Source organism: Micromonospora cabrerizensis (assembly GCF_022230955.1).
Classification (GTDB): domain Bacteria; phylum Actinomycetota; class Actinomycetes; order Mycobacteriales; family Micromonosporaceae; genus Micromonospora; species Micromonospora cabrerizensis.
This window is the reverse complement of the sequence record NZ_JAKKFI010000014.1, coordinates 1-21,418: the sequence shown is the minus strand read 5'-3', so window position 1 is coordinate 21,418 and position 21,418 is coordinate 1. Positions and strand designations below refer to the sequence as shown.

Genomic DNA, 21,418 nt, shown 5'->3' with positions numbered 1-21,418 from the left:
TCAATCCTTGAGGAGAGAGAAGTTCAGAAACTTCTCGTCACGGGGCAAGGCCAGACATCAGACGTATTCACGCGTTGTCAGTGGCGGGGCAGGGTCCGGCCATCGGGCAGGGTACGGCCGCTCAGCAGTGCCACCAGCGCTCCGCTGTCGGCGCGGACGAGCTGGCCGCTGCCCCAGCTCCAGTCGGTGTCGGCAGCCTCGACCCGGACGTCGGTCAGGTCGACGCCGAACCAGGCGCCGTTGGCGGCGGTGAGCTGGTCGAGGATGGCGACCACCGCCTCCCTCGGTGCGACCGGAGGATGGCCGAGCGCGATCGTCACGTCCAGGGAGTGGATGACGGCATGGCTCAGTGCGCCCGCAGCGCCGCCGCCCGGTGGCTGCCAGGCGTGCAGTGTCGGTGCGCGGAGCTGTTCGAGGAGGTCGGCGACCGGCAGCGCGGCGTCCCGCGCGGCCACGGTGTCGGAGAGGACGGTGAAGTCGCCCCGGGCCGCCGCCATCTCGGCCCCGAACAGCTCCGGAGTCAGCCGTGCCGGCATCGTCACGTGCGCGATCACGTGACGCACCAGCCATTTTTCACAGAGCGACGGGACGTCCCAGATCTTGACGGTCGCGGCAGCGAGGAGGTCGGCGAGCCGACCGTAGGTCGGTGCCACCAAGGACTGCAGGTCGGTCATGATCGGTCTCCTTGCACGAGGCGGACGAGGTGCTCCTCGAGCTTGTCGAGGGAGGTGAGGAAGCCGGCGCGAGCCTCGGGCAGGCGCATCGCCTCGGGCACGTGCCGCTGGTGGATGACGACCGCGGTTCTGCCGTCGCCGAGGTCGTCAAGCGTGCTGGTGGTGTGCATCCCGCTCGCCGGCTCGACCCAGGCGAGCCGCTCGGGCGGGACGACGTCGGTGAAGGTGGCGACCATCCGGTGGCTGCCGTGCTCGCCGAGCATCAGGGTCTCGAAGCGGCCGCCGGGGTGGAGTTCGACGATGATGTCGTCGATCGGGGTGACCATGCCGCGCGGGCCCCAGAAGTGGGCGAGTTCGGTCGGCTCGGTGAGGCAGTGCCAGACCAGCTCACGCGGCGCGTCAAAGGTCCGCTGATAGACGAACTCGTCGTCGTTCACTGGCTCTCGCCCTTCTGCAGGGCGGCGAGGCGCGTCTCCAGGCGGTCCATCCGCTCCGACCACGTGCGCCGACTCTCCTCGATCCAGGAGACCGCGTCCGCGAGCACCGTGGGTTCGAGCCGACACGGCCGGGTCTGGCGGTGCCGCCCCCGGCTGATCAGGCCGGACCGCTCGAGTATCCGGATGTGCTGCGACACGGCCTGCATGCTCATGGCGTACGGCTCGGCCAACTCCTTGACCGTCGCCTCGCCCGCGCTCAGCCGGGCAATGATGTCTCGCCTGGTGCTGTCGCCGAGTGCCGTGAACAGGGCGTCGAGGCGTTGATCCTCGGTCGTCGTTTCCACGGGCATTACTCAACCATCTGCTTTATCAAGCGTCAACTTGAATAACCCGCTCCGGCCGTGGCAGGCGCGCAACGCGTACCCGTCAGGGTCGGTTGTGCACGAACCACGCGTCGCCGGCGGTCAGGGCAACCGCAACTTCCCATCGGCTCAGGTCGAGGTCCGGGGCGAGCGCCTTGAGCTGGCCGGCCGCCGTCCACGCCTCGTCGCCCGGCGCCGGGCGACGACCCACCTGGAACTGCAGCATGGTGCCCCAGGACGCGACCAGGCGGGCGTCCCACCGGTGCCGCCAGTGCGCCAGCACCTCGGCGAACTGCTGCTGCTCCTCCCCGGTGAGCGCTCCGTGAAAGTCCAGCCAGTAAGCCGAGCTGCGAACGTCGTCGGTGGGCACCAGCATGAGCAGGACGCTGTCCGGCGTGTACCAGTATTCGGTCGAGGTCACGAGCCGCGCACTGTCGAGCACCTGGGCGTGCAGGTCGGCGTCGGCCAGCAGCCGGTCGTAGAGTGCCCGCTCCAGCACCGGGCGTGGAGTTGGCAGCACCACACCCGGCACCAGAGCCGTCAGGTCGACGCCCGCCACGCCCCGCGCGTGGAACTCGACCTCGTCCGCGTCGACCTGTTGGTCCTCGTTGTAATGGCGAAAGGCCAGCCAGGGATCGGATGACTCTGCGGCCTCGGCGAACGCGCGCAGCTCCGACACCGAAGGCCCCTGCTCGGGAACGGGCAGGATCATCGGCGTGTCGTCGTCGTCGGTGACCATGACGGGTAGGCGTCCGATGACGGGCACCAGCGCGTCGGCAGCCTGCCAGGCCTCGTGCACGCGGTCGGGGTCGACGTCGGCGACGAGGACGGTGCCGGACGGACCGTGCCCGATCGGCAGGCCGGCCAGTGGCGTGCCGACGAGGGCCGCTTCGATCTGGTCGAGGTCGTTTCGCACGCCGGAATCATCGCCCATGACGGTGCCCATCAGGATCCGCCGGGCAGCGGGTGCAGTCGCACGGTCACGAACGCCCGCGCCCGGCACCTTCGCCGACATCTGGCTGCCAGAGTCGGCCGCGGACCCGGCGACCGCGGCCCTACACCTCGCGCCGGGGATGCCCGTGACGGATCGGGTCGAGGTGCATCGTCGTTGCTGGGACCCGGCGCGCATCAAGCCGATGCTCAACCTGCCGGTGACCGGTGAGGAGCGCGGCTCCAGTTACTCGATCGACACCAGCGTGATCTCCCGCCCCGCCGCTGGCCCGTCAGGGGCAGCGGCCGACGCCGGCCCGGCGGCGCGACTCCGCCACGCGTCGACGGCGAGCAGCGCGAGGGCGGCCAGTGTCAGCAGCCCGCCGACGAGTGCCAGCGGGCGTGCTCCGAGGGTGGACAGCAGGCCGCCGCCGAGCAGAGAGCCGCCGGCGATGCCGGCGTTGAAGGCGGTGCTGACGCCCGCCGACGCGATGTCGGTGCTGCCCGGAGCCAGTTGCAGCATCCGGCTCTGCACGGCGGAGCCGAACCCCGCGTAGGCGAGGCCGATCCCGGCGAGGAGTGCGATCGCGCCGGGCCGGAGCGCGCCGAGCGCGTACAGGCCGAACAGCGAGGCCGTGCCGATGCTCAACGGTGCCAGCAGGGAGGCGGTGGGCCGGCTGTCCAGGGTGCGGGCAGCGGCCAGGGTGCCGACGACGCCGGCCGCACCGGAGACGAACAGCAGCGGTGCCAGCACCGCGTCGGCGAAGCCGCTGACGTCGAGCAGAAACGGTGTGACGTAGGTCTGCAGGGTCATGAAGCCACCGATGCCGAGGGCGGTCGCGACCAGCAGGAGGAGGAAACGTCGCCCGTCGGGTGCGGTGCCACGGGCGGCGCCGCCGGCGGCCGGGGGATAGGAGGGGAGGAGGACGAGCACCGCGACGGCGATCGCCAGCCCGACCCCGGCCAGCGCCGCGAACGCCGTACGCCAACCGGCCTCCTGCCCGAGCCAGGTGCCGAGGGGTACGCCGAGCACGGGGGCGAGCGTCGCCCCGGTCGCGAACAGCGCCACCACCCGGCCGCGCACCGCGACCGGGAAGGGGCCGGTCACTGTCGCCGTGGCGATGGACCAGAACAGCGCCTGGGCGAGGGCGGTCACGACGCGGGAGCCGGCCAGCACCGCGTACGTCGACGCGAGCGCGGCCATGGCGTTCGCGGCGGCGAAGAGCAGCATCGTGACGCCGAGCAGTTGGCGTCGGGGTATCCGCTGGGTCAGCCGGGCCAGTGGCACGGAGGCAAGCACGACCACGACGGCGTACCCGCTGACCAGCAGACCCACCTGCGAGCGGGACCGGTCGAGGTCGGGTGCGATGTGGGTCAGCAGCCCGACGGGCAGCAACTCGGTCGTGATGAACGCGAACGCGGCGAGGGAGAGCGCGACGAGCACGGCCCTGGCCCTCCGCGGCGACACCTCCGGCGCCATGATCCACCCACCTTTCCTGGTCACCGTAGTGCAGGAGGGGTGACCCCGCCGCACCGGAGGTGGCGCTGCGGGTCAACACCCGCAGCTACGGGACCGAACATGTCGGGGGTTCGTCGTAGGGTCGTGTCCGGGCAAGGGCGGCCCCGGCGGCGACCGGATCAGGTCGGGTCGGGCCGCGGGTGACCCGTCGCGGTCGACCATCCTTTGGCAACGACGATCAAGGAGCAGGCCATGAGTGACGACGTCACCGAGTACATCAACAAGACGCAGCCGTGGCAGATCGACGTGTGTGAGAAGTTGCGCGCGATGGTCGTCCAGACCGTTCCCGACGTCGAGGAGCGTCTCCAGTACGGCAAGCCGCACTACCTCCGGAACGGGCACTACGCGGCCGTCATCGCGGTGGCCAAGGACAAGGTCTCCTTCATGGTGTTCAACGCGACGGACGTTCCCGAGGTCAAGGGATTCCTCCGGTCCCTGGGCAAGGGTGACCGCAAGGCCGTCGACATCAAGGATGGGCAGACGGTCGACTACGACGCGCTTGCCGGCATCCTCAAGGAGACCACCGCCGCCCTGTGACCGCGTGCACCCGCGCGTGACGGTGACGGCACCGGCGGTGGCCTGAGGGCTGCCACCGCCGGTGCCGGCGGCGTCAGAGCCGCGAGGTGAAGGTGGCCAGGAACCGGTGCGGGGTGACCGCCCCGGCGTTGTCGAAGCAGATCACGTCGACGTCGGCGTTGGTGGTGTACGTCCAGGGTTGGGTGAGGTGGCAGTAGTTGCTGCCCGACCCCTGGGCCACCACCTGGGCGTGCGTCTCCTTGATGCCGACCTGCGGGAACGTCGCCAGGTAGCGGCCGGCGGGGGCCAGCGGTGCCACCGTGTTCGCACCGACACCGAGCACCGAGTTGTCGTTGGTCGGCCCGCCGACGGCGGTCCCCAGGTAACCGAAGTACGACGGCGGGCCGAGGGAGCCGATCACCGGCCGCCGGCGGTGGTACGACAGGGCGAAGTCGGTGTTGGTGAGCGCACCGGCCTGGTTGTAGCAGAAGACGTACACCTGCACGTCGGTGCCGACGGCGTTCCAGGAGTAGACCTTGCACCGGCGGGGGCCGGCGTTGGGTTGCACGGCGGTGACCTGCACGTTGCCGGCCAGCAGCGCGGCCAGACCCACCCCGGGCAGCCGCACCAGATACTGCCCGACGCCCAGCGGCCCGACCGTGTTCACCACACCCGTGGAGTTGTACGACTGCACCAGCACGCCGCTGGCCCACTGCGCGTACGCGTGGGCGGTGCCGGCCGGCAGCACGCCGGAGCTGGTCGTCCAGAGCACGGTGAACGGGGTGTCCTCGCGCGTGCCGCCAGGCTTGTGACACTGCACGTCGACGATCTCGTCGGCGCCGGACTGGAACCAGCGAACCACCTCGCAGTAGTGCCCGGTCCGGTTGACCGGGGTCACGTGCGGCACGCCCCGCGAGCTGGCCCCCACCTGCGGGAAGCGGACCTGGAACCGGCCGGGCGCGAGCTTCACGCCGTCGGCCCAGGCGGCGGGGAACGCCGTCTTCCAGCTACCCCACTGCCGGCTGGTGTCCAGCACGGTCCAGACCGGCACGGTGGGGTCCTTGACGTACGCGAACCCCCAGCGGTCGGCGGTGGCCGCCGCTGCCGGGGTCACTGGCGCGAGCGCGCTGGCGGCCAGGACGGCGGCCAGCGCTGCGGTGACGAACGATCGGAGACGCATGTGTTCCTCCAGTCGACGGGAACATGTCGGGGAGGAGTGTGCGCTTCGTGACGCGTTGGTCACAGTCGGCTACCCCTTGCTCGGGTGTCGGGTGTCCGCCACGGTCAACATCCACAGTGGACATCAACCTCTGCGGTGCTGATCGCCTCAAGGATTGCTCAAATTCGATCGACGCGATCCGCCCCGGCTCCAAACGCACATACGCTCACCGGACCCAGTACGCCTGTCTTAAGCAGAAGGAGGGGGAATGCGGCGCATACAACGGCGCATCGCGCTTCTCGCGCTGCCCGCCCTGGTGGGCAGCATCCTCGTGGCGACCGGGCCCGCGGGCGCCGATCCCACGGGGTCGTCAGCCACCGCCGGCCGATCCCAACCTGAGGATCGCCAGTCGGTACGCCTCGTACAGATCAGGCTGACCGGCGCCGACATGCTGGACAAGGTGTCCGACGCCGGCTTCGACCTTGAGCACGGCCTCCGACGCGTGCCGACCGGCATCGAGGGTGAGGCGGTGGTGACCGCCCAGCAGGTCGCCGAACTCACGGCGATGGGTGTCCAGGTGCTCGCCCACGACGAGGGCTTCGCCTGGAGCGACCAGGCCGACGGCGGCATCGGCATCGACGCCGCGAGCGCGCGGGCGGCCCAGCCGTCGAACCACCAGGCGACGGTACGCATCGCCCGCGCCGACTGGTTCACCACCAAGGGCCAGGGCTTCCTGTACGTCGAGGCGCGGACCACCGAGGGCCAGCAGGCGGACCCGGTCGTCGGGATGCAGCTGGAGAACGACTCGGGCAAGGGCACACCGTTCGGCTTCGCCCGGACGATGAGCCGGTTCGTCGACTCCGGGCAGTACATGTTCCACCGGAACCTGTTCAAGCTCGACGCCCGACCGTCCAAGATCCAGGTGACGAGTTCGACCGGTGGGGTCGCCACCGGTGTCGTGTCGAACTGGTTGGAGAACGCCCCGCCGCCGCTGACGGCGAACCCGTCCTACAAGTCGGACTTCGTGGACGGCTACAAGCACCCGCAGCAGCTCTACAGTCGCGCCAAGGAGATCGCCCGCCAGTACCCGGACATCGCCGAGATCGTCTACCTGCCGAACCAGACCAACGGGTACCAGCGCAAGGCGCAGGCTCAGCTCGGCGGCACCGGGCAGGCGGCGGTCGTCGTCACCTCCGCGGCGTGGGGCCACGAGGGCGGCAACGACATCACGGTGGAGTTCGTCGGCCGGCCCGACGCGAACCTCCCGCTCGCGGTGGAGATCACCGGCAAGGCGGTTCGCGTCCTGCTCGCCACGGACGCCTCGGGCGGTCCGGCGAGTACGGCCACCCAGGTGGCGGAGGCACTGCGGACCCGATCTGCGGGCCTCATCGACCGGGCGCACCCGTACCGCACCAACGAGGGCACCGGCATCGTCGTGCCGACGACCGGGCCGGTCGCGCTGACCGACGCCCTCGACCAGAAGCGCGTCGGAGCACCGGAGGGCGAGGTGCCGCGAGGCCCCGCGACGATCCCGGTCCTGCGGATCGGCAAGCACCGTGACGGCAAGAAGCCTGGCGTCCTGATCCAGGCGCAGGACCACGCCCGCGAGTGGGTGCCGGCGACGACCAGCCTGGAGTCGGCCGAGCGCCTGGTGCACAACTACCGGACCGACCGGGAGACGAAGAAGATCGTCGAGAACACCGACGTCTTCTTCATCCTGTCCAACAACCCCGACGGGGCGAACTACAGCTTCTACAACTTCGCCTCGCAGCGTAAGAACATGACGAACCACTGCCCGGACGCGAGCGCCGATCCGGCGCAGCGGAACTCCTGGGGCGTCGACCTGAACCGCAACTACCGGGTCGGGTCGGGTCACGACGGCTACGCGGGAGGGTCGACGAACTGCGTCAGTGGCACCTACCAGGGGCCGGAGGAGCTGTCCGAGCCCGAGTCGAAGAACATCATCTGGCTGGTCGAGAAGTACTCGAACATCAAGTTCATGATGTCGGTGCACTCCAACGGCGGCCAGCTGTTCTGGCAGCCCGGTGCCTACATCGCGGACGGGCGGATCACCACGCCGCGCCCGCCGCTGGGTGACGAGGCGTTCTACTGGCAGTCCGCCGCCCGGATCCTGTCGCAGGTCAAGGCGCACCGGGAAACCGTCGTCACACCGGAGAACGTCGGCGGCTCGTCGGACGTCCTCTACTCCTCCGCGGGCAACGTGCGCGAGGACCTGTACCACACCTACGGGATCTACGCGTTCGGCTGGGAGGTCGGCGGCTCGGTCTACAACCCGGCCACCGGCGACTGGCAGGGCGGCTCGTTCCAACCGGAGTGGGCGGGGAACCCGGAGCTGGTCAGTGGCCACGCCGAGACGATGGAGTACGCCAACGGGATCATGGAGATGTTCCGGGTCGCGGCGGACTGGGGCCGGGACAACAAGAACCCGACGTCCCGGCTGGTCCCCGGCGCGGGGCGCTACTCCGCGCCCGTCGACGTGCGCTTCGAGACCAGTGAGCCGGCCACCATCTACTACACGACCGACGGCAGCCGGCCCACGCTCGGGTCCCCCCGCTACGCGGCCACCGAGTTCCGCGAGCCGGGGCAGGTGTTCCACGTGACCGAGACGACGACGTTCCGCTGGTTCTCGGTCGACAGTGCCGGCAACATCGAGAAGAACTACGACCCGACGAAGAAGGACAAGCGCAACAACTACCGTACGGCGACGATCACCATCGCCAGGAGATAGCGCCCTTTCACGATCGTTGCCCCGTCGGTGCGGATCGAACCGCGCTGACGGGGCAACGACGACTGGTGGCCGGGTTGTGCTCCCGGTCCTGGGGCACCAGGTCTCCCGCTCACGATCTACGCTGCCGGGCCCGGGCCCGGCGAACCGCCGGCCATCACCGACAGGCCACGGCTGGCCAGAAAGCCGTGGCACGGAGGCAGTCACCTCCGCTGCCACGGCCTTCCGCCGGTCACCTGCCGGGGCCGACCTCGATGGGCGGTGCCCAGGTGGTGGCACGTGCCGCGTGACCGGGGAAGAGCAGCAGTTTGCCGGTGGTGTCGTCCACCAGGAGCAGGTCGTCGTGGTCGTCGCGGGTGAAGGGGCCGGTGACTAGCTGACTCCGGGTGCCCCAGGTGTCTCCGGCGATCTCGACGCGGGCGCCCCAGGTGGTGCCGGCGGTTGTTCCGGGGTAGAGCCAGAGCTTGCCGTTGGCCTGTTCGACAGCGAGCAGGTCGTCGTGGTCGTCCGGGTTGAACCGCCCGACCAGCAGTTCGTCCATGGCGGTCCAGCCGCTGGTGCCGGCCTCGACCGGGGCGTCCCAGGTGGTGCCGGCGGCCGTGCCCGGATAGAGCCACAGCTTGCCGTTGGCCTGCTCGACCGCGAGTACGTCGTCGAAGGCGTCCCGGTTGAACTGACCGCTGACGAGTTTGCTCATCGCGTTCCAGCCGCTGCGACCGGCCTCGACCCGGGCACCCAGTTTGCCGCCGGCCGCAGTGCCGGGATAGAGCCAGAGCTTCCCGCTCGCTACGTCCACGGCCAGCAGGTCGTCGTGGTTGTCCCGGTTGAACCGGCCGCTGACCACCTTCGTCAGGCTCTGCCAGTTGCTGTCGATCAGAATTCGGGTGCCCCAGGTGAGACCGGTGGCGGTTCCCGGGTACAGGAACTGTCGACCGGTGAGCGTCTCCACCCCGATCAGGTCCTGATAGGCGTCCCGGTTGAACTCACCGACGACGAGTTGGCTCAGTCCGTGGGGCTGGGGAGTCGGCTGGCGGCCGGCGGGCGGCACCGGCGTTCCCCAGGTCACTCCTGCGGTGATCCCTGGATAGAGCCACGACTGGCCGTTCGCCGCCTCGACCGCGATCAGGTCGTCGTAGGCGTCCGCGTTGAACCGGCCCACCGCGATCCCACTCATCGCGTTCCAGCCGCTGCGGCCGGCCTCGACCGGGGTGCCCAGGGTGGTGCCGGCGGCCGTCCCGGGGTAGAGCCAGAGCTTGCCGGTAGCGGTTTCCAGTGCGAGCAGGTCGTCGTAGGTGTCGCCTCGGGTGAGTTGGCCGCTGGCGAGCTTGCTCATCGCGTTCCAACCGCTGCGGCCGGCCTCGACCCGGGCACCCAGGCCGCCACCTGCGGCCGTCCCCGGGTAGAGCCACAACCTGCCGCTCGAAATCTCCACTGCCATCACATCGTCGTACGCGTCCCGGTTGAACCGGCCGCTGACCAGGTTCTTCATCGTCTGCCAGTTGCCGCCGATCTGGACCCGGGCACCCCAGGCGGTCCCGGTGGCCGTCCCCGGGTAGAGGAACTGCAGGCCGGTGCTGCTCTCCACGGCGATCAGGTCGTCGTAGCTGTCCCGGTTGAACCGGCCGGTCACCAGGTTCGTCATCCGGTTCCAGTCGGTGGCCCCGGTGTCGACCAGAACCCGCGCGTCCCAGGCGCCGGGGGTGGCCGTACCGGGGTACAACCAGAGCTTGCCGGTCGCCGGGTCGGCCCCGATCAGGTCCTCGTAGGCGTCCCGGTTGAACTCACCCACCACCGGGGACAACAGATCGTACGGCTGCTCGGCGCGGACCTGCGCCACCCAGCCGGCCAGATCGTCCAGTCGGGTTTCGGTCGCCCCGGTGCGGGTCTCGGTCTCGGCGAGGCATCCGTGCTGCCACGAGGTGCGGTTGATCGCGACCAGCTCGACCTGACCGTTGACGTCCCGGAAAGCGGGCCCGCCGGCGTCTCCCTTGCAGATGGTCGCCTCGGTCGAGGTGCCGACGATGGTGAGGGTGGTGGCATCGACCGCGTCGACGATGAAGGTGGCGGTGCTGAGCTGGTTCGGCACCCACTCGGTAGTGGTTCGCCCGAATCCGCCTACCCGGAGGATCTCGCCGACAGTCGGGGCGGCGCCCAACCTCGGTATGGCGACATCGGTGACCGGGGCAGCCAACTCGACCAGCACCAGATTGCGATCCGGATGGGGTTCCACGCGGGTCGCCGCGACCACGTGCCCAGCGGTCGTGCTCAGGTCGGTACGGCCGACGGTCACCGTGGTCGGCCGGGAGGGTGCTCCAGCCGTGACGGCCTGCCCGCCCTCGGCGAAACAGTCCTTCGCGGTGACCACCCAGTCGAGATCGATCAGTGCACCGCTGCAACTCTGTACGCCGCCGAAGTCGACCTTCGTCACGAACCCGTAACTGCCGGCCCCGGTCGTGGTGCCGCCACCGACCGCGTACGCCGAGGCTCCGGCCAGCGTGCTGGCCGCGACAGCCACGGTCACCATTCCCGCCATCCACCGTGTGCGGCTTTGTCTACCAGGCAAGACTGACCCCCGTCATATTGATCATCAACAATTGATTTGTTGGGCGGGAGTTTAGCGGCTGCCCGCCTCGGCGGAGGCCCGCCGATGAGTGGCGGCAGCCTCCGGTCGGCCGGCGTCGACCCCGCTGCCGGCGCCGAGGTCGGCGGGTCGGTCGCCGCGCTGATCGACGCCGCAGCGCGACGCTTGATTAAATCGAACAGCGTGAATAGATTGACGCTGGGCACCGCCGTGGCCGAAAGACCGGGCCGTCGGCGACTGGCAGGTCCACCCCGAGCCGGGCACTTCGGTCGTACGCGCCGACCAGCCGCTGTGGCGCACCGCCGCGCCGCACCCAGGGCGCGTTGTCGCGCCGCGTCAGTTCCGGACGCGCGCCGCCACGTCGCCTCCGCCCAGCTCGATGGCAGAAGGACCTCTCATGACGATTTTCCGCGCCCGCCCCGCTCCGACCCTGGTGGTCGTCGCCGTGCTGGCCGCCGCCGTGACCGCGACCGGAACGGCCCTGCTCACCGGACCGGCCTCGGCCGCCCCGGGTTGCCGGGTCGACTACACCCCCAACCAGTGGTCCGGCGGATTCACCGCCAACATCAAGGTCGCCCCGGGCGACACCGCCGTGTCCAGTTGGACCGTCACCTGGACGTACGCCGGGGACGAGCGCGTCACGAACGGCTGGAACGCCACTGTCAGCCAGGCCGGATCGACGGTGACCGCCCGCAACGCGTCGTACAACGGCAGCATCCCGGCCGGTGGCGCGACCGAGTTCGGCGTACAGGGCACGTTCGGCTCCAGCGGCGGCGCGCCGACCGGGTTCAGCCTGAACGGTGTGCCGTGTAACGGTGCCCCGCCGACGACGCCCCCGCCCACGACGCCTCCGCCGACAACGCCCCCGCCCACGACGCCTCCGCCGACCACCGAGCCGCCGGTCGGGTGCGCCGGGGCGGTGCTCTGCGACGGCTTCGAGAACCAGACCGGCTCGACGCCGTCGGGTGACTGGACGGTGGTGAGCCCGGACTGTTCCGGTGCCGGCACGGCCACCATCGACACGAGCACCACGCACAGCGGCAGCCGGGCGGTCCGGATCAACGGCGCAGCCGGGTACTGCAACCACGTCTTCATCAGGTCGACGAAGAACCTCGGCGGCATGGGCGGTGTCCGGTACGGCCGGATCTGGGTGCGGCACACCACCGCCCAGCCCACCGATCACACCACCATGGTGACGATGGCCGATGCCGCCGACGGCAACAAGGACCTGCGGTTGGGTGGCCAGAGCGGGGCCTTGCAGTGGAACCGCGCCTCCGACGACGCGACCCTGCCGGAGCAGAGCCCGGCCGGGGTGGCGCAGAGCCTGCCGCTACCGGTCAACCGGTGGGCCTGCGTGGAGTTCATGGTGGATGGCTCGGCCGGTCAGCTTCGTACCTGGCTCGACGGCGCCGCCGTCACCGGGCTGACCGCGGACGGCGTCCCGACTCACGACATCGACGGTCAGTGGTACAACCGCACCTGGCGACCGCAACTCACCGACCTGAGGCTGGGCTGGGAGAGCTACGGCGGTGGGGCCGACACCCTCTGGTACGACGACGTCGCGGTCGGGTCCAGTCGCATCGGCTGCTGAACCGTCAGCGGTGAACCGTCGTGTCCCGGGAGATGATCAGGGGTGTGTCGCGATGGAAGTGACACACCCCTGCTCGTTCCCCACCCCTGAGGGTGCTGAGGTGGCTCCGCGCGGCCTGTCCACACCGGCGTACCTCGCCGATGGGCCTCGGCCCGTGCGTCGGGCGCCACCCGGAATTCACACCTTCCTCTGCGGTGCGGGGTGGTGCCACAATGACAGCGGCGTCCAAGCGGTTACCGCTGGGCCCGGGGGAGGGCCTTCCGCAGGAAGCGGACGGTGGGCACGAACCCGGAGGCCGCGATGGACCTTGTTCCCGACGCTACCGCCATCTCCAGCCTGGTCGATCTGCTCGGTGGTGTGCTGCAGTTGACCGCTGCGGTCGTCACCCTGGTCGCCGCCGTCAACGTACGTGGGCGTCGCCGTGGTCGCGGTCGGGGCGGCGATGATGACGATGCTCGTCCGTGAAACCCCGCTTGAACGCGAACGTCCGCGAGGTTGCGACGGCCAACTGCCGGCCTCTGGTCAGGATCGCGTCCGAAACGGGGCGAGGGTGGCGCGGATCTGCTCACCGGCACCCCACTCGTCGTCGAACTGGGCCAGCACGGCGAGGTGTTGTCGCAGCTGGACGATCGGCATGCGGGTCCGCCAGTCGTCGTCCAGCGAGGTCAGGTCCGCATAGACCTCGAAGAACCGCTGCGCCTCGGGCGGGGGCGCGGTGGACCACACGTGGGCGAGGTCGACCTCGGCCCACGTGTACGACACCGCCGGGTCGATCAACGCGGGCTGCCCGTCCGGGGTGGCCATGACGTTCTGTGCCCACAGGTCGCCGTGCGTCAGGCACGCCGGCCGGTCCGGCAGCAGCTCGGGCAGCCGGTGACACAGCCGTTCCAGTGCCGCCCGGTCCGCGACGTCGAGTGCCGCGTCGACGCGAGGCTGCCCGAGCCATCGAAGCAGCCGGTGCTGTGCGAAGAACGTGAACCCGTCGTCGTGCCACGTGTTGACCTGGCGGCGACGGCCGAGCCAGTTGTCGTGGTGCCAGCCGAAGCGAGGGTGGGTGGTGCTCAGGTGCATGCGGGCGAGCACGTGCGCGAGCTGCTCCCAGAAGCTCTCGGTCTGCGGCCTCGGACGCAACACCGACAACACGAGCAGTTCCCGATCCGCCAGGATCACCTCGGGTGTGGCCACGCCGCCGAGTTCGCGCAGGGCGGCCAGCCCTTCGGCCTCCGCGGCGAAGACCCCCTCGTCCGGCGTGTCGGCGAAACCCTTGACGAACAGCGCCGGGGCGTCTCGACGGGTGGCGATGCCCGCGAGCGCCGCCACCCCGCCCGTCACCGACTCCACAGTGGTGACCTCGCGCATCCCGGCCTGGAGCAGGCGCTCCAGCAGGATCGTCGTCGAGCTCATCAGGAACCCCTCATCTGCGTGCATCCCTGCCTGCGGCTGCACGCGCTCGGCGGCCACCAGGAGTCGCCGTCGGCCGGCCCTCACGTCGATGCCAGCGTAGGCGGCCACGGTCCGGTGGACACCTGAGCGGTGTCCCGTAGGTTGGGGGTGCGCGCCCGTGACCGGCGGCGGTGGCTGACCACCGTCACCGGCCAGTGGGTTCACGGACCATCCACGCATTCGAGGAGAGGCGGACCACGAGATGACGGCGGTGCCTGCCGCGGATCCGGCGGTTGCCGGGCGAGGAGCGGCTGAGGAGGATCTGCGGGCGTTGTTCGGGCAGTCCACGGCCGTCTTCGCGTCGCTGACCGGCCCGGCGCACGTGGTGGAGACGGCGAACCGGGCCTTCTTCGACACGATCGGCCAGGAACGGGTCCGCACCGGGGTCGCGCTCGTGGACGTGATGCCCGAGCTGGCCGACCAGGGCTTCATCGCCCTGCTGGATCAGGTCTACGGCACGGGCGAGGCCTACATCGGCCGTGACGTCCGGGTCGTGCTGGGCAGCGGCCCGCAGGCCCGGGAGGCGTTCTTCGATGTCTCCTACGAGCCGCGCCGGGACGCCGACGGCACGGTGACCGGGATCCGTGTGCTCGGTGTGGAGACCACCCAGGTCAAGCACGCCCAACGGTTGATGACCGAACACCGGGCCCTGCTGGAGCAGATCGCCCGCCAGGCGCCCCTGACCGAGGTGCTCGACGGGATGGCCCGCTGTATCGAGAATCTCGCACCGCAGGAGGTGCTCGTCTCGGTGCTGCTGGCCGATCCCGACGGCCGGCACCTGCGCCACGGCGCCGCCCCCAGCCTGCCCGGCTTCTACAACGAGGCCATCGACGGCATCGCCACCGGCGAAGGCGTCGGGTCCTGCGGCACCGCCGCCCACCGCCGGGAGCCGGTGATCGTCACCGACATCACCACCGACCCGTTCTGGGACGACTTTCGGGAGCTGGCCGGCCGGGCCGGTCTGGCTGCCTGCTGGTCCACTCCGATCCTGGCTCGCGACGGCGGCCTGTTGGGCACCTTCGCCATGTACCACCGCACCCCGCGCGTCCCCCAGGAGTCCGACCTCGCTCTCACCCGGGTCTTCGCCGGCACCGCGGCCCTGGCCATCGAACGCCACCACATCGAACAGGCGAAGACGGCCGCCGAGGCGCGCGCCCGGGCGGCTCACGACGAGCTGGCCAGGGTGCTACGCGTGGAGCGGGAACTGCGGGCCGAGGCCGAGCAGCGCGCCGTCGCCTCCGCGGAACTCGCCGCGCGGATGCGTGCCGCTGCGGCCGCGCAGGCTGCCCTGCCCCATCCGGAGCACTGCCAGCTCGGCGATAAGCCCGGATGCACGGCACCCGCCGAGATCAAGATTGCCGACTCGTGGGGTGACTCGGCGTGGGGCTGCACCGCGCACGTCGAGGAGGCCATCCTCAACGTGCGCTCGGTGTTCATCGCCAGCGAGGAACTCGGCGGCCTGGCCGCCTACCTCAACCGCTGACGCGGTCTGCGACAGCCGCCACGTGCCTCGCCCGGCTGCCGCCCTGATCCTGATCAGGAGTGATGGGCGGCCACGTTGATGACATTGCCGTCCGGAGCGCGGACGAAGAACCGCCGCACTCCCCATGGCTCGGTGGTCAGCGGGTGCACGATCGCGTAGCCGAGGCGCTGTGCCTCCGCGTAGGCGCCGTCCACGTCGTCCACCTGCACCGAGATGACCGAATCCTCGGGTGCGGACGCGTCGCCGGAGACGAGCTGCACGCTCGCGCCGCTCTCGGGCGAGGTGTAGCGCGCCACCCAGCCCATGTTGAACTCCTCGGTGCTCAGCCCGAGGTAGTCGCTGTAGAAGCTCTGGGCGGCGCCGATGTCAGGTACCGGAAGGTTGGCCAGGACGCGGACGACACGCACGCGGACCTCCTGCTCGGAGTTGTGGGCTCATCATCATCGCGCGCCGCGCCTGCGTACCTGTTCATCACCGCGCGCAGGAAGTCGCTGGAAGGCGGTGGGCCGCCGCGCGCGCGGACCCACCGCCTTCCACCGGGTACGCGACAGCCAGCCCCTCAACACCAGGTCAGCGTCGAGTTGATCCGGGTGACGTTGCTGATCGTGTTGTTCGCGCCACCGCAGGGGCTCTGGGTGATGTTGGTGCCGCTGACGGTCAGGTTCTGCAACCGGATGCCGGAGGAGATCGGGAACTCCGTGCGGGACGCGATCCTGATCTCGCCGCCGCCCGTCACCGTCCCGGACACCCCGGCGATGACGACGTTGTAGCAGTTCTCCACCAGGATCGAGTTGTTTCCCGTGTTCGAGATCGTCACCCGGTCGATGACCGCGCCACCGGACTCGGACACGCAGAAGATCCCGCGGCCACCCCCGGACGCGATCACGTTTCCGACCCGGATGTTGGTCGGATACGAGCTGCCCACCCGGCCGTTGCGGTTGGCCATCCGGAACGCCGCGTACCCGGTGCCGGCCCCGGCGCCCTGCGCGTCGACAGTGCCGACGGAGGCGTTGATCGTGTCGTTGAGCAGCAAACCGGAGTCCCGGGTGTTCCGCGCCGTGACAGTGCCGATGGTCAGGCCGTCCACGCCGTACGTCTCCACCCCGTGTGTGCCGGTTCCCGACACGTACACGGTGTCGATGCGGACGTTGCGCACCTTCACCGTCCGATCCCCGCCGTGGTTGTCGATGCGCACTCCCAGGCCGGCGGAGAGCCGCATGTCGATCTGCCCGAGGGTCAAATTGTTCACGTTGCGCATGAAGATCCCGTACAACGGAGACCCGGTCAGCGTCAGGTTCTGCACCTCGACATCCGTTGTTCCCCGCGAGTAGACCGGTGCCTGGTCGCCCGAGCCCGATCCGGTCACGTTGATCGTGCCGCACACCGCCAGCGTCGTGTACGACGGCAGCGACAACCGGGAACCCGCGCTCATCGACCCGGAGCCGCGAACGACCACCCGCTGCTTCGACGTCCGACCTGCCGACAGTGAGCTGACCGCCGCCTGCATGGCCGACAGCATGCTCGTACCCGAATAGACCGTCGACGAGCCGTTACGGGCCGTCCAGGTGCTCCCGCTCAGTACGGCCTCGGCGTTGGTCGACCCGCTGCCACAGCCCGGTGGCGCGGTGCCCCCGTTGCCCACCTGGACCATCTGCCACTGCTGGTTGGCACCACCCAGATCGGTGTACTGGCTGACACGGCCGCCGTCGGCGGTGGACCGCTCCCAGACCTCGAGTGCCTTGGCGGAGTGGCGGTTGATCAGTCGGACATGGCCGCCGTCGGAGTCGAGCACCTGGAACTGCTGGTTGGTGGCGTTGAGGTCCGGCCACTGGCGATAGTCCGCGCCGTCGGCGGTGTTCCACTCCCAGAGGTCGAGGACCTTGCCGCTGTGCCGGGCCTTGAGGCGGTAGTAGCCGCTGCCGGACGAGACGAACTGGAACTGCTGCCATTCGCCGTCGTTGCGGGACCACTGCTGGATCACGGCGCCGTCCGCCGTGGAGGTGTCCCGGACGTCGAGGACCTTGCCGCTGTGTCGGTTGACCAGGACGTAGTAGGCGTTGGTGTCGATGGTGGCCGCGGCGGCCGGCGGCGCGCCGACCAGCACGGCACCGGCGGCGCCGACCAGCGTGGTGATCATGGCCAGAACCAGGCCGGTACGCCGGCCGCGGCGGATCGACCCGTCGCTGGACGGTCTTTTCGTGGTGGTGGGGGTCATCGGTCCTCCTGGCTCGATGGGGGAGAGGTCCCGCGGTTATTCCAGGTGGAAGGTGGCGGAGGCGCGCTCGGCGCTCGTGGTCACCGCTTCCAGGTGGAGCAGTCCGTCGCGGTGGCGCACGTACCGGCCGGGGAAGTTCTGTGACTCCAGGGAGACCGCGGTGCTGGCAGCCAGGCCGGATCGACGGTGGAAGCTCGCGTCGCCGCCGAAGACGGACGAGCCGTCGTTGCGTTCGACGTACAGGGCGTAGCCACGGTGGCGCAGGTGGTAGCCCGGGAAGTTGGTCGACTCCAACGACACCGTCCCGCCGCCGGCGAGGCCGGTGACGATGCGGAACTGGGAGTCGGCCAGGTTGGCCACGTTCGGCTCGATCCGGGCCCGGTAGTCGTAGTGCCGGATGTAGCTGGTGGTCAGGTCGTGTGAACGCAACCGCACCGGTGTGGCCCCGTCGGGCACCGGGATGCCGAAGTTCGGGGTGCCGTCGGTGTTCCAGTACACCTTCTGCAGCCGGGTGCGCCGGTTCGGGTCGTTGAGCGGATCGCCGGTGATGTCACGGTAGTTGCGGTCGTGGTAGACGAGGATGTCGCTCTGCCCGTCCTCGGAGACGGTGAACGAGTTGTGGCCGGGGCCGTACTGACCGGTGGCCGCGTTGCTGGCGAACACGGGGTTGGGGCTCTTGCTCCAGGCGGCGGCGTCGAGCAGGTTCGCGGTGGCCGAGGCGCTCAGCATCCCCAGGCAGTAGTTGGCGTCCGTGGCGCTGGCCGAGTAGGTCAGGAAGATGCGGCCGTTGCGTTGGATCACCGCCGGCCCCTCGGCAACCCGGTAGCCGCGGGTCTCCCAGTCGTACGTCGGCACGACGAGCCGCGTCACCGTACCGGTGATCTGCCACGGGTTGGCGCCCATCCGGGCGAGGTAGACGTTGGAGTTGTTGGAGATGCCCGGCTCCTGCTGCGCCCAGGTCAGGTAGCGCACGCCGTTGGCCACGAAGGTCGACGCGTCCAGGCTGAAGGTGTCCCACGGTGTCGTGATCCGGCCGCGCTCGGTCCACGAACCGGTCAGCGGATTGGCGCTGGCGTTCTCCAGCACGTACATGCGGATCCGCCACACGTCGTCGGTCCGGCCCGCCGCGAAGTAGACGTACCACCGGTTGTTGATGAAATGGATCTCTGGCGCCCAGATGTGGGCGCCCATCTCGCCGCTGGTGTGCCGGTTCCAGATCGTCGTCTCGGTCGCCGTGGCCAGACCCTGGAGGGTGGTCGCCCGTCGCAGCACGATCCGGTCGTACTGCGGCACGGTCGCGGTCATGTAGTAGTAGCCGTCGGTGTGTCGGACGATGTGCGGGTCGGCCCGCTGGTTCACCAGCGGGTTGGTGTAGTTGACCGCCGGTGCGGCGTGCGCCGGCCCGGCTGCCGGCAGGCCGGCTGCCACGGCGAGCACCACCAACACCGCGGCCACGACCGACCGTAGGCGTCGGCGGGCTCGCCGGCTGGCTGACCACCGGCCGCCGGATGGGTGGACGACCGGACCGGTGGGGTGGAGTGGCAGCGGCATCTGTCCTCCGTGGGGTTGGTGAGCGACTCGTCGGCGCAGGTGGTGCCGGCCGTTGGCGTCGTGGCCGATCAGGTCGACGCCGAGCAGCACGCGGGACCGGAACCGGCCGCGACACCAGGGTGACGGCGCCGCCAGCCTGCGGCACCCCGCCGGGTCGGTGCGCGAGTGGCTCGCGAGATGTGACGGTGGCGTTGCGCCCAGGTTGCGGTCTCAGTGTTGGCGCTAACATCGACAAGTGTCAAGGTCTTGGGGTCAGCGCCCGAGGTGTACGCGTCGAACGCCGCGACCTCTTCGTCGCTCACCGACGGAGCGACGTCGAGGTGCCACGCACGTCCTCTTTTCGGTTGGTCACCCCTCCGCTGACAGTGCCCTTTGCGCACCCAGCGCGTTGCGGGTGGTCGCGGTGGCGCAAATGAGCGCAGTCCGGGATAGCCTTGGCGCATATGGCTACCTTTCGCAGCGCCTCAGTGCTCCTCTCGTCGGACGGCACCAGGACCCCCGGCACCGCCGCACTCTTCGCCGAGCCCGCCCGCAGGGGCGGGGTCCCGCCGTGGGCAGGTGACTTCCGACCTGCCAACAGCGCCGGCAACGGCCCCAAGAACGCGGTGGGGAAGACCTTCACGTTGGAGCTGCCCGACGGCAGCACCGGCAAGGTCGTCGTCCAGGGCCTCAAGAGCGGAAAGGGAGGCGTCGTTCTGGCGCTGATGGGTCAGGACGCACCCCCTTTCTGAGCAAGACCGATCACCACCGGCCGGTCAGCGACCTGCCGATGTCAATGCGTTCGGACAGTGTCCGGACGCATTGCCGCGCCCGTGGCGAGGCGGTCCTGGCCGGTGACGTTCCGCCGGCCAGGACGCCACTCAGCGGCGGCCGGTGGCCAGGGCGACGAGATACTGACCGCCGCCCGCGTCGACGCTCGCCGTCACCGGCAGTCCGGGCACCAGCCGGGAGAACCGGTCGATCAGCCAGTCCGCCGCCTCCTGGGCGTCCTTCCTGCTCGGGCAGCGGGCCACCAACTCCCGGCCGCCCTTGCGCTCAAGCCTCTCGGCGACGGTGATCAGCGGCGCGGGCTCCACCACGTGCAGACGGTCCGGCCAGGCGATGACCACCTTGACGGCACCCTTGCGGGTGTTGCAGGCGCGGTGCGCGAGTCGCTCGACGACCTTGGCCTTCTTGTCGGCGGTGCGGCTGTCGACGCTGGGCCCACGAGGGTCGTTCACCGACCTGTCGGCGTCGACCGGCTCATCGCACACCCAGCATCGCCAGTTGTCCCGCCGCGCGACGTCATCGAGAAGACTCATCCGAGCAACCTAGCCTGTCAGCCGGCCCCCGACCGTCACGCCCTGATCCGCTCGGCGACCCGCACCGCCACTTCCAGGGCCGGTGCCGCTCATCGAGTCAGGCGCGGGTCAGGACCCGCGGGGCGTACGCGTCACGGTTGTCCTCCAGACCCGCTCCGCGTCAGGGACCAGGACCACGGGGTGCCGGAGGCATCGTTACGGTCGCTGTCAGCGACCGGCCCGGTCGGGTAACCGAGGAGTAGACGATCATGGCTCGTACGTTGGCCGACATCCTGGACGCGGCAGCACGCGGGCAGTTCCCGCCACCGGACGGCGGGACGACAGTGGTGGCGCAACCCAGCCGCCGCGACGCCGGCGTGATCGCCTTCACCGCCCACTCCGTGGTGTTCACCGACGAGGACCCCCACTGGGTACGTCAGGCCCTGGCCGCTGTCGACTGCGACCCCCTGGCCGCCGCGATGAACCCGCGTTTCCTGGGTGCGCTGCTAGAGCGCACCCGGCGGTCCATGGACACCATCGACCTGCTGACGGTCGCGAGCCCTCTTGCCGGTGCGCCCACGTTGAAGCTCAGCGAGCTTGCGGACGCTGACCATCCGCGCGGAGCCAGGGCACGCAGACGCCGGGACGACGTCCGTGTCTGGGCCGCCGAGGGCGGGGTGGTCGTCCTCGGCCGAGGGTTGGCGGGTCGCTGGGAGACCGCCATCGAGGTCGACGAACCACGTCGCCACCGGGGGTTGGGTCGGGCGCTGGCGACGGCCGCCCGACATCTGGTGCCGGACGGTCAGCCGGTCTGGTCGCAGCAGGCCGTCGGCAACGCGCGCAGTGTGCGCGCCTTCCAGGCGGCCGGGTTCCGACCGGTGGGAGCGGAGGCGCTGCTCCTTCCGGTGGCCTAGGTGTACTGACCACGGAC

19 protein-coding genes are annotated in these 21,418 nt (G+C 70.1%); 7 read left to right on the top strand and 12 right to left on the bottom strand.

From position 1 onward, the window contains the following. Positions 1 to 77: 77 nt before the first annotated feature. The 5 genes from LADH09A_RS02265 to LADH09A_RS02245 form a co-directional block, all read right to left on the bottom strand. The gene (locus tag LADH09A_RS02265) at positions 78 to 674 is read right to left on the bottom strand and encodes a maleylpyruvate isomerase family mycothiol-dependent enzyme (RefSeq protein WP_238643066.1); all 597 of its coding nucleotides are present in this window, start codon (positions 672 to 674) and stop codon (positions 78 to 80) included. Continuing rightward, on the bottom strand, positions 671 to 1,111 hold the full coding sequence (locus LADH09A_RS02260; protein ID WP_238643065.1) for an SRPBCC family protein: 441 nt from the start codon (positions 1,109 to 1,111) through the stop codon (positions 671 to 673). The genes LADH09A_RS02265 and LADH09A_RS02260 overlap by 4 nt, the downstream gene beginning before the upstream one ends. Then, positions 1,108 to 1,455 carry an ArsR/SmtB family transcription factor gene (locus tag LADH09A_RS02255; protein WP_238643064.1) on the bottom strand — a complete coding sequence of 116 codons (348 nt, stop codon included), beginning with the start codon at positions 1,453 to 1,455 and terminating at the stop codon, positions 1,108 to 1,110. The genes LADH09A_RS02260 and LADH09A_RS02255 overlap by 4 nt, the downstream gene beginning before the upstream one ends. Before the next feature lie 82 nt (positions 1,456 to 1,537). Next, positions 1,538 to 2,602 carry a DUF4253 domain-containing protein gene (locus LADH09A_RS02250; protein WP_238643063.1) on the bottom strand — a complete coding sequence of 355 codons (1,065 nt, stop codon included), beginning with the start codon at positions 2,600 to 2,602 and terminating at the stop codon, positions 1,538 to 1,540. Between the two features lie 48 nt (positions 2,603 to 2,650). After that, a complete protein-coding gene (locus LADH09A_RS02245; RefSeq protein ID WP_238643062.1) occupies positions 2,651 to 3,883 on the bottom strand; it encodes an MFS transporter in 1,233 nt (410 codons plus the stop codon). A 231-nt stretch (positions 3,884 to 4,114) separates the two neighbouring features. Here LADH09A_RS02245 and LADH09A_RS02240 point away from each other — a divergent pair, with 231 nt between their 5' ends. Further along, the gene (locus LADH09A_RS02240) at positions 4,115 to 4,459 is read left to right on the top strand and encodes a DUF1801 domain-containing protein (protein ID WP_238643061.1); all 345 of its coding nucleotides are present in this window, start codon (positions 4,115 to 4,117) and stop codon (positions 4,457 to 4,459) included. Between the two features lie 73 nt (positions 4,460 to 4,532). Here the strand turns inward: LADH09A_RS02240 and LADH09A_RS02235 are convergent, their stop codons facing one another. Further along, positions 4,533 to 5,618, bottom strand: coding sequence for a hypothetical protein (locus tag LADH09A_RS02235; protein ID WP_238643060.1), 1,086 nt, complete (start codon positions 5,616 to 5,618; stop codon positions 4,533 to 4,535). A gap of 247 nt (positions 5,619 to 5,865) precedes the next feature. On the opposite strand from LADH09A_RS02235, the gene LADH09A_RS02230 reads away from it, so the two are divergent. Further along, positions 5,866 to 8,346, top strand: a complete 2,481-nt coding sequence (locus tag LADH09A_RS02230) for a M14 family metallopeptidase (protein ID WP_238643059.1) — start codon at positions 5,866 to 5,868, stop codon at positions 8,344 to 8,346. Positions 8,347 to 8,575: 229 nt separating this feature from the next. Here the strand turns inward: LADH09A_RS02230 and LADH09A_RS02225 are convergent, their stop codons facing one another. Continuing rightward, on the bottom strand, positions 8,576 to 10,867 hold the full coding sequence (locus LADH09A_RS02225; protein WP_238643058.1) for a S1 family peptidase: 2,292 nt from the start codon (positions 10,865 to 10,867) through the stop codon (positions 8,576 to 8,578). Positions 10,868 to 11,321: 454 nt separating this feature from the next. Here LADH09A_RS02225 and LADH09A_RS02220 point away from each other — a divergent pair, with 454 nt between their 5' ends. Continuing rightward, positions 11,322 to 12,515, top strand: coding sequence for a cellulose-binding domain-containing protein (locus LADH09A_RS02220; protein ID WP_238643056.1), 1,194 nt, complete (start codon positions 11,322 to 11,324; stop codon positions 12,513 to 12,515). A gap of 276 nt (positions 12,516 to 12,791) precedes the next feature. Continuing rightward, positions 12,792 to 12,980 (top strand): hypothetical protein, encoded by a 189-nt coding sequence (locus LADH09A_RS02215; RefSeq protein ID WP_238643055.1) that lies wholly within the window; start codon positions 12,792 to 12,794, stop codon positions 12,978 to 12,980. A gap of 57 nt (positions 12,981 to 13,037) precedes the next feature. Here the strand turns inward: LADH09A_RS02215 and LADH09A_RS02210 are convergent, their stop codons facing one another. Next, complete coding sequence (locus LADH09A_RS02210) at positions 13,038 to 13,919, bottom strand: fructosamine kinase family protein (RefSeq protein WP_238643053.1); 882 nt, start codon at positions 13,917 to 13,919, stop codon at positions 13,038 to 13,040. A gap of 250 nt (positions 13,920 to 14,169) precedes the next feature. Between LADH09A_RS02210 and LADH09A_RS02205 the strand changes: the two genes are divergently transcribed. Continuing rightward, entirely contained in the window at positions 14,170 to 15,441 is a 1,272-nt protein-coding gene (locus LADH09A_RS02205) for a GAF domain-containing protein (RefSeq protein WP_372492210.1), read from the top strand. A gap of 53 nt (positions 15,442 to 15,494) precedes the next feature. Here LADH09A_RS02205 and LADH09A_RS02200 read toward each other — a convergent pair whose 3' ends face one another. The 3 genes from LADH09A_RS02200 to LADH09A_RS02190 all read right to left on the bottom strand — a co-directional run bounded on the left by LADH09A_RS02200 (position 15,495) and on the right by LADH09A_RS02190 (position 19,111). Then, positions 15,495 to 15,848, bottom strand: coding sequence for a VOC family protein (locus tag LADH09A_RS02200; protein WP_238643051.1), 354 nt, complete (start codon positions 15,846 to 15,848; stop codon positions 15,495 to 15,497). 152 nt (positions 15,849 to 16,000) lie between these two features. Then, a complete protein-coding gene (locus LADH09A_RS02195) occupies positions 16,001 to 17,656 on the bottom strand; it encodes an RICIN domain-containing protein (protein ID WP_372492209.1) in 1,656 nt (551 codons plus the stop codon). Between the two features lie 36 nt (positions 17,657 to 17,692). Continuing rightward, positions 17,693 to 19,111 carry a family 43 glycosylhydrolase gene (locus LADH09A_RS02190; protein ID WP_238643050.1) on the bottom strand — a complete coding sequence of 473 codons (1,419 nt, stop codon included), beginning with the start codon at positions 19,109 to 19,111 and terminating at the stop codon, positions 17,693 to 17,695. Positions 19,112 to 19,650: 539 nt separating this feature from the next. Here LADH09A_RS02190 and LADH09A_RS02185 point away from each other — a divergent pair. Beyond that, on the top strand, positions 19,651 to 19,938 hold the full coding sequence (locus LADH09A_RS02185) for a hypothetical protein (RefSeq protein WP_218906239.1): 288 nt from the start codon (positions 19,651 to 19,653) through the stop codon (positions 19,936 to 19,938). A gap of 129 nt (positions 19,939 to 20,067) precedes the next feature. Here LADH09A_RS02185 and LADH09A_RS02180 read toward each other — a convergent pair whose 3' ends face one another. After that, positions 20,068 to 20,508: a hypothetical protein gene (locus LADH09A_RS02180; protein ID WP_238643049.1), complete on the bottom strand. Its 441-nt coding sequence runs from the start codon at positions 20,506 to 20,508 to the stop codon at positions 20,068 to 20,070. Positions 20,509 to 20,756: 248 nt separating this feature from the next. Here LADH09A_RS02180 and LADH09A_RS02175 point away from each other — a divergent pair, with 248 nt between their 5' ends. Continuing rightward, the gene (locus LADH09A_RS02175) at positions 20,757 to 21,401 is read left to right on the top strand and encodes a GNAT family N-acetyltransferase (RefSeq protein ID WP_238643048.1); all 645 of its coding nucleotides are present in this window, start codon (positions 20,757 to 20,759) and stop codon (positions 21,399 to 21,401) included. The last annotated feature ends 17 nt before the right edge of the window (positions 21,402 to 21,418 follow it).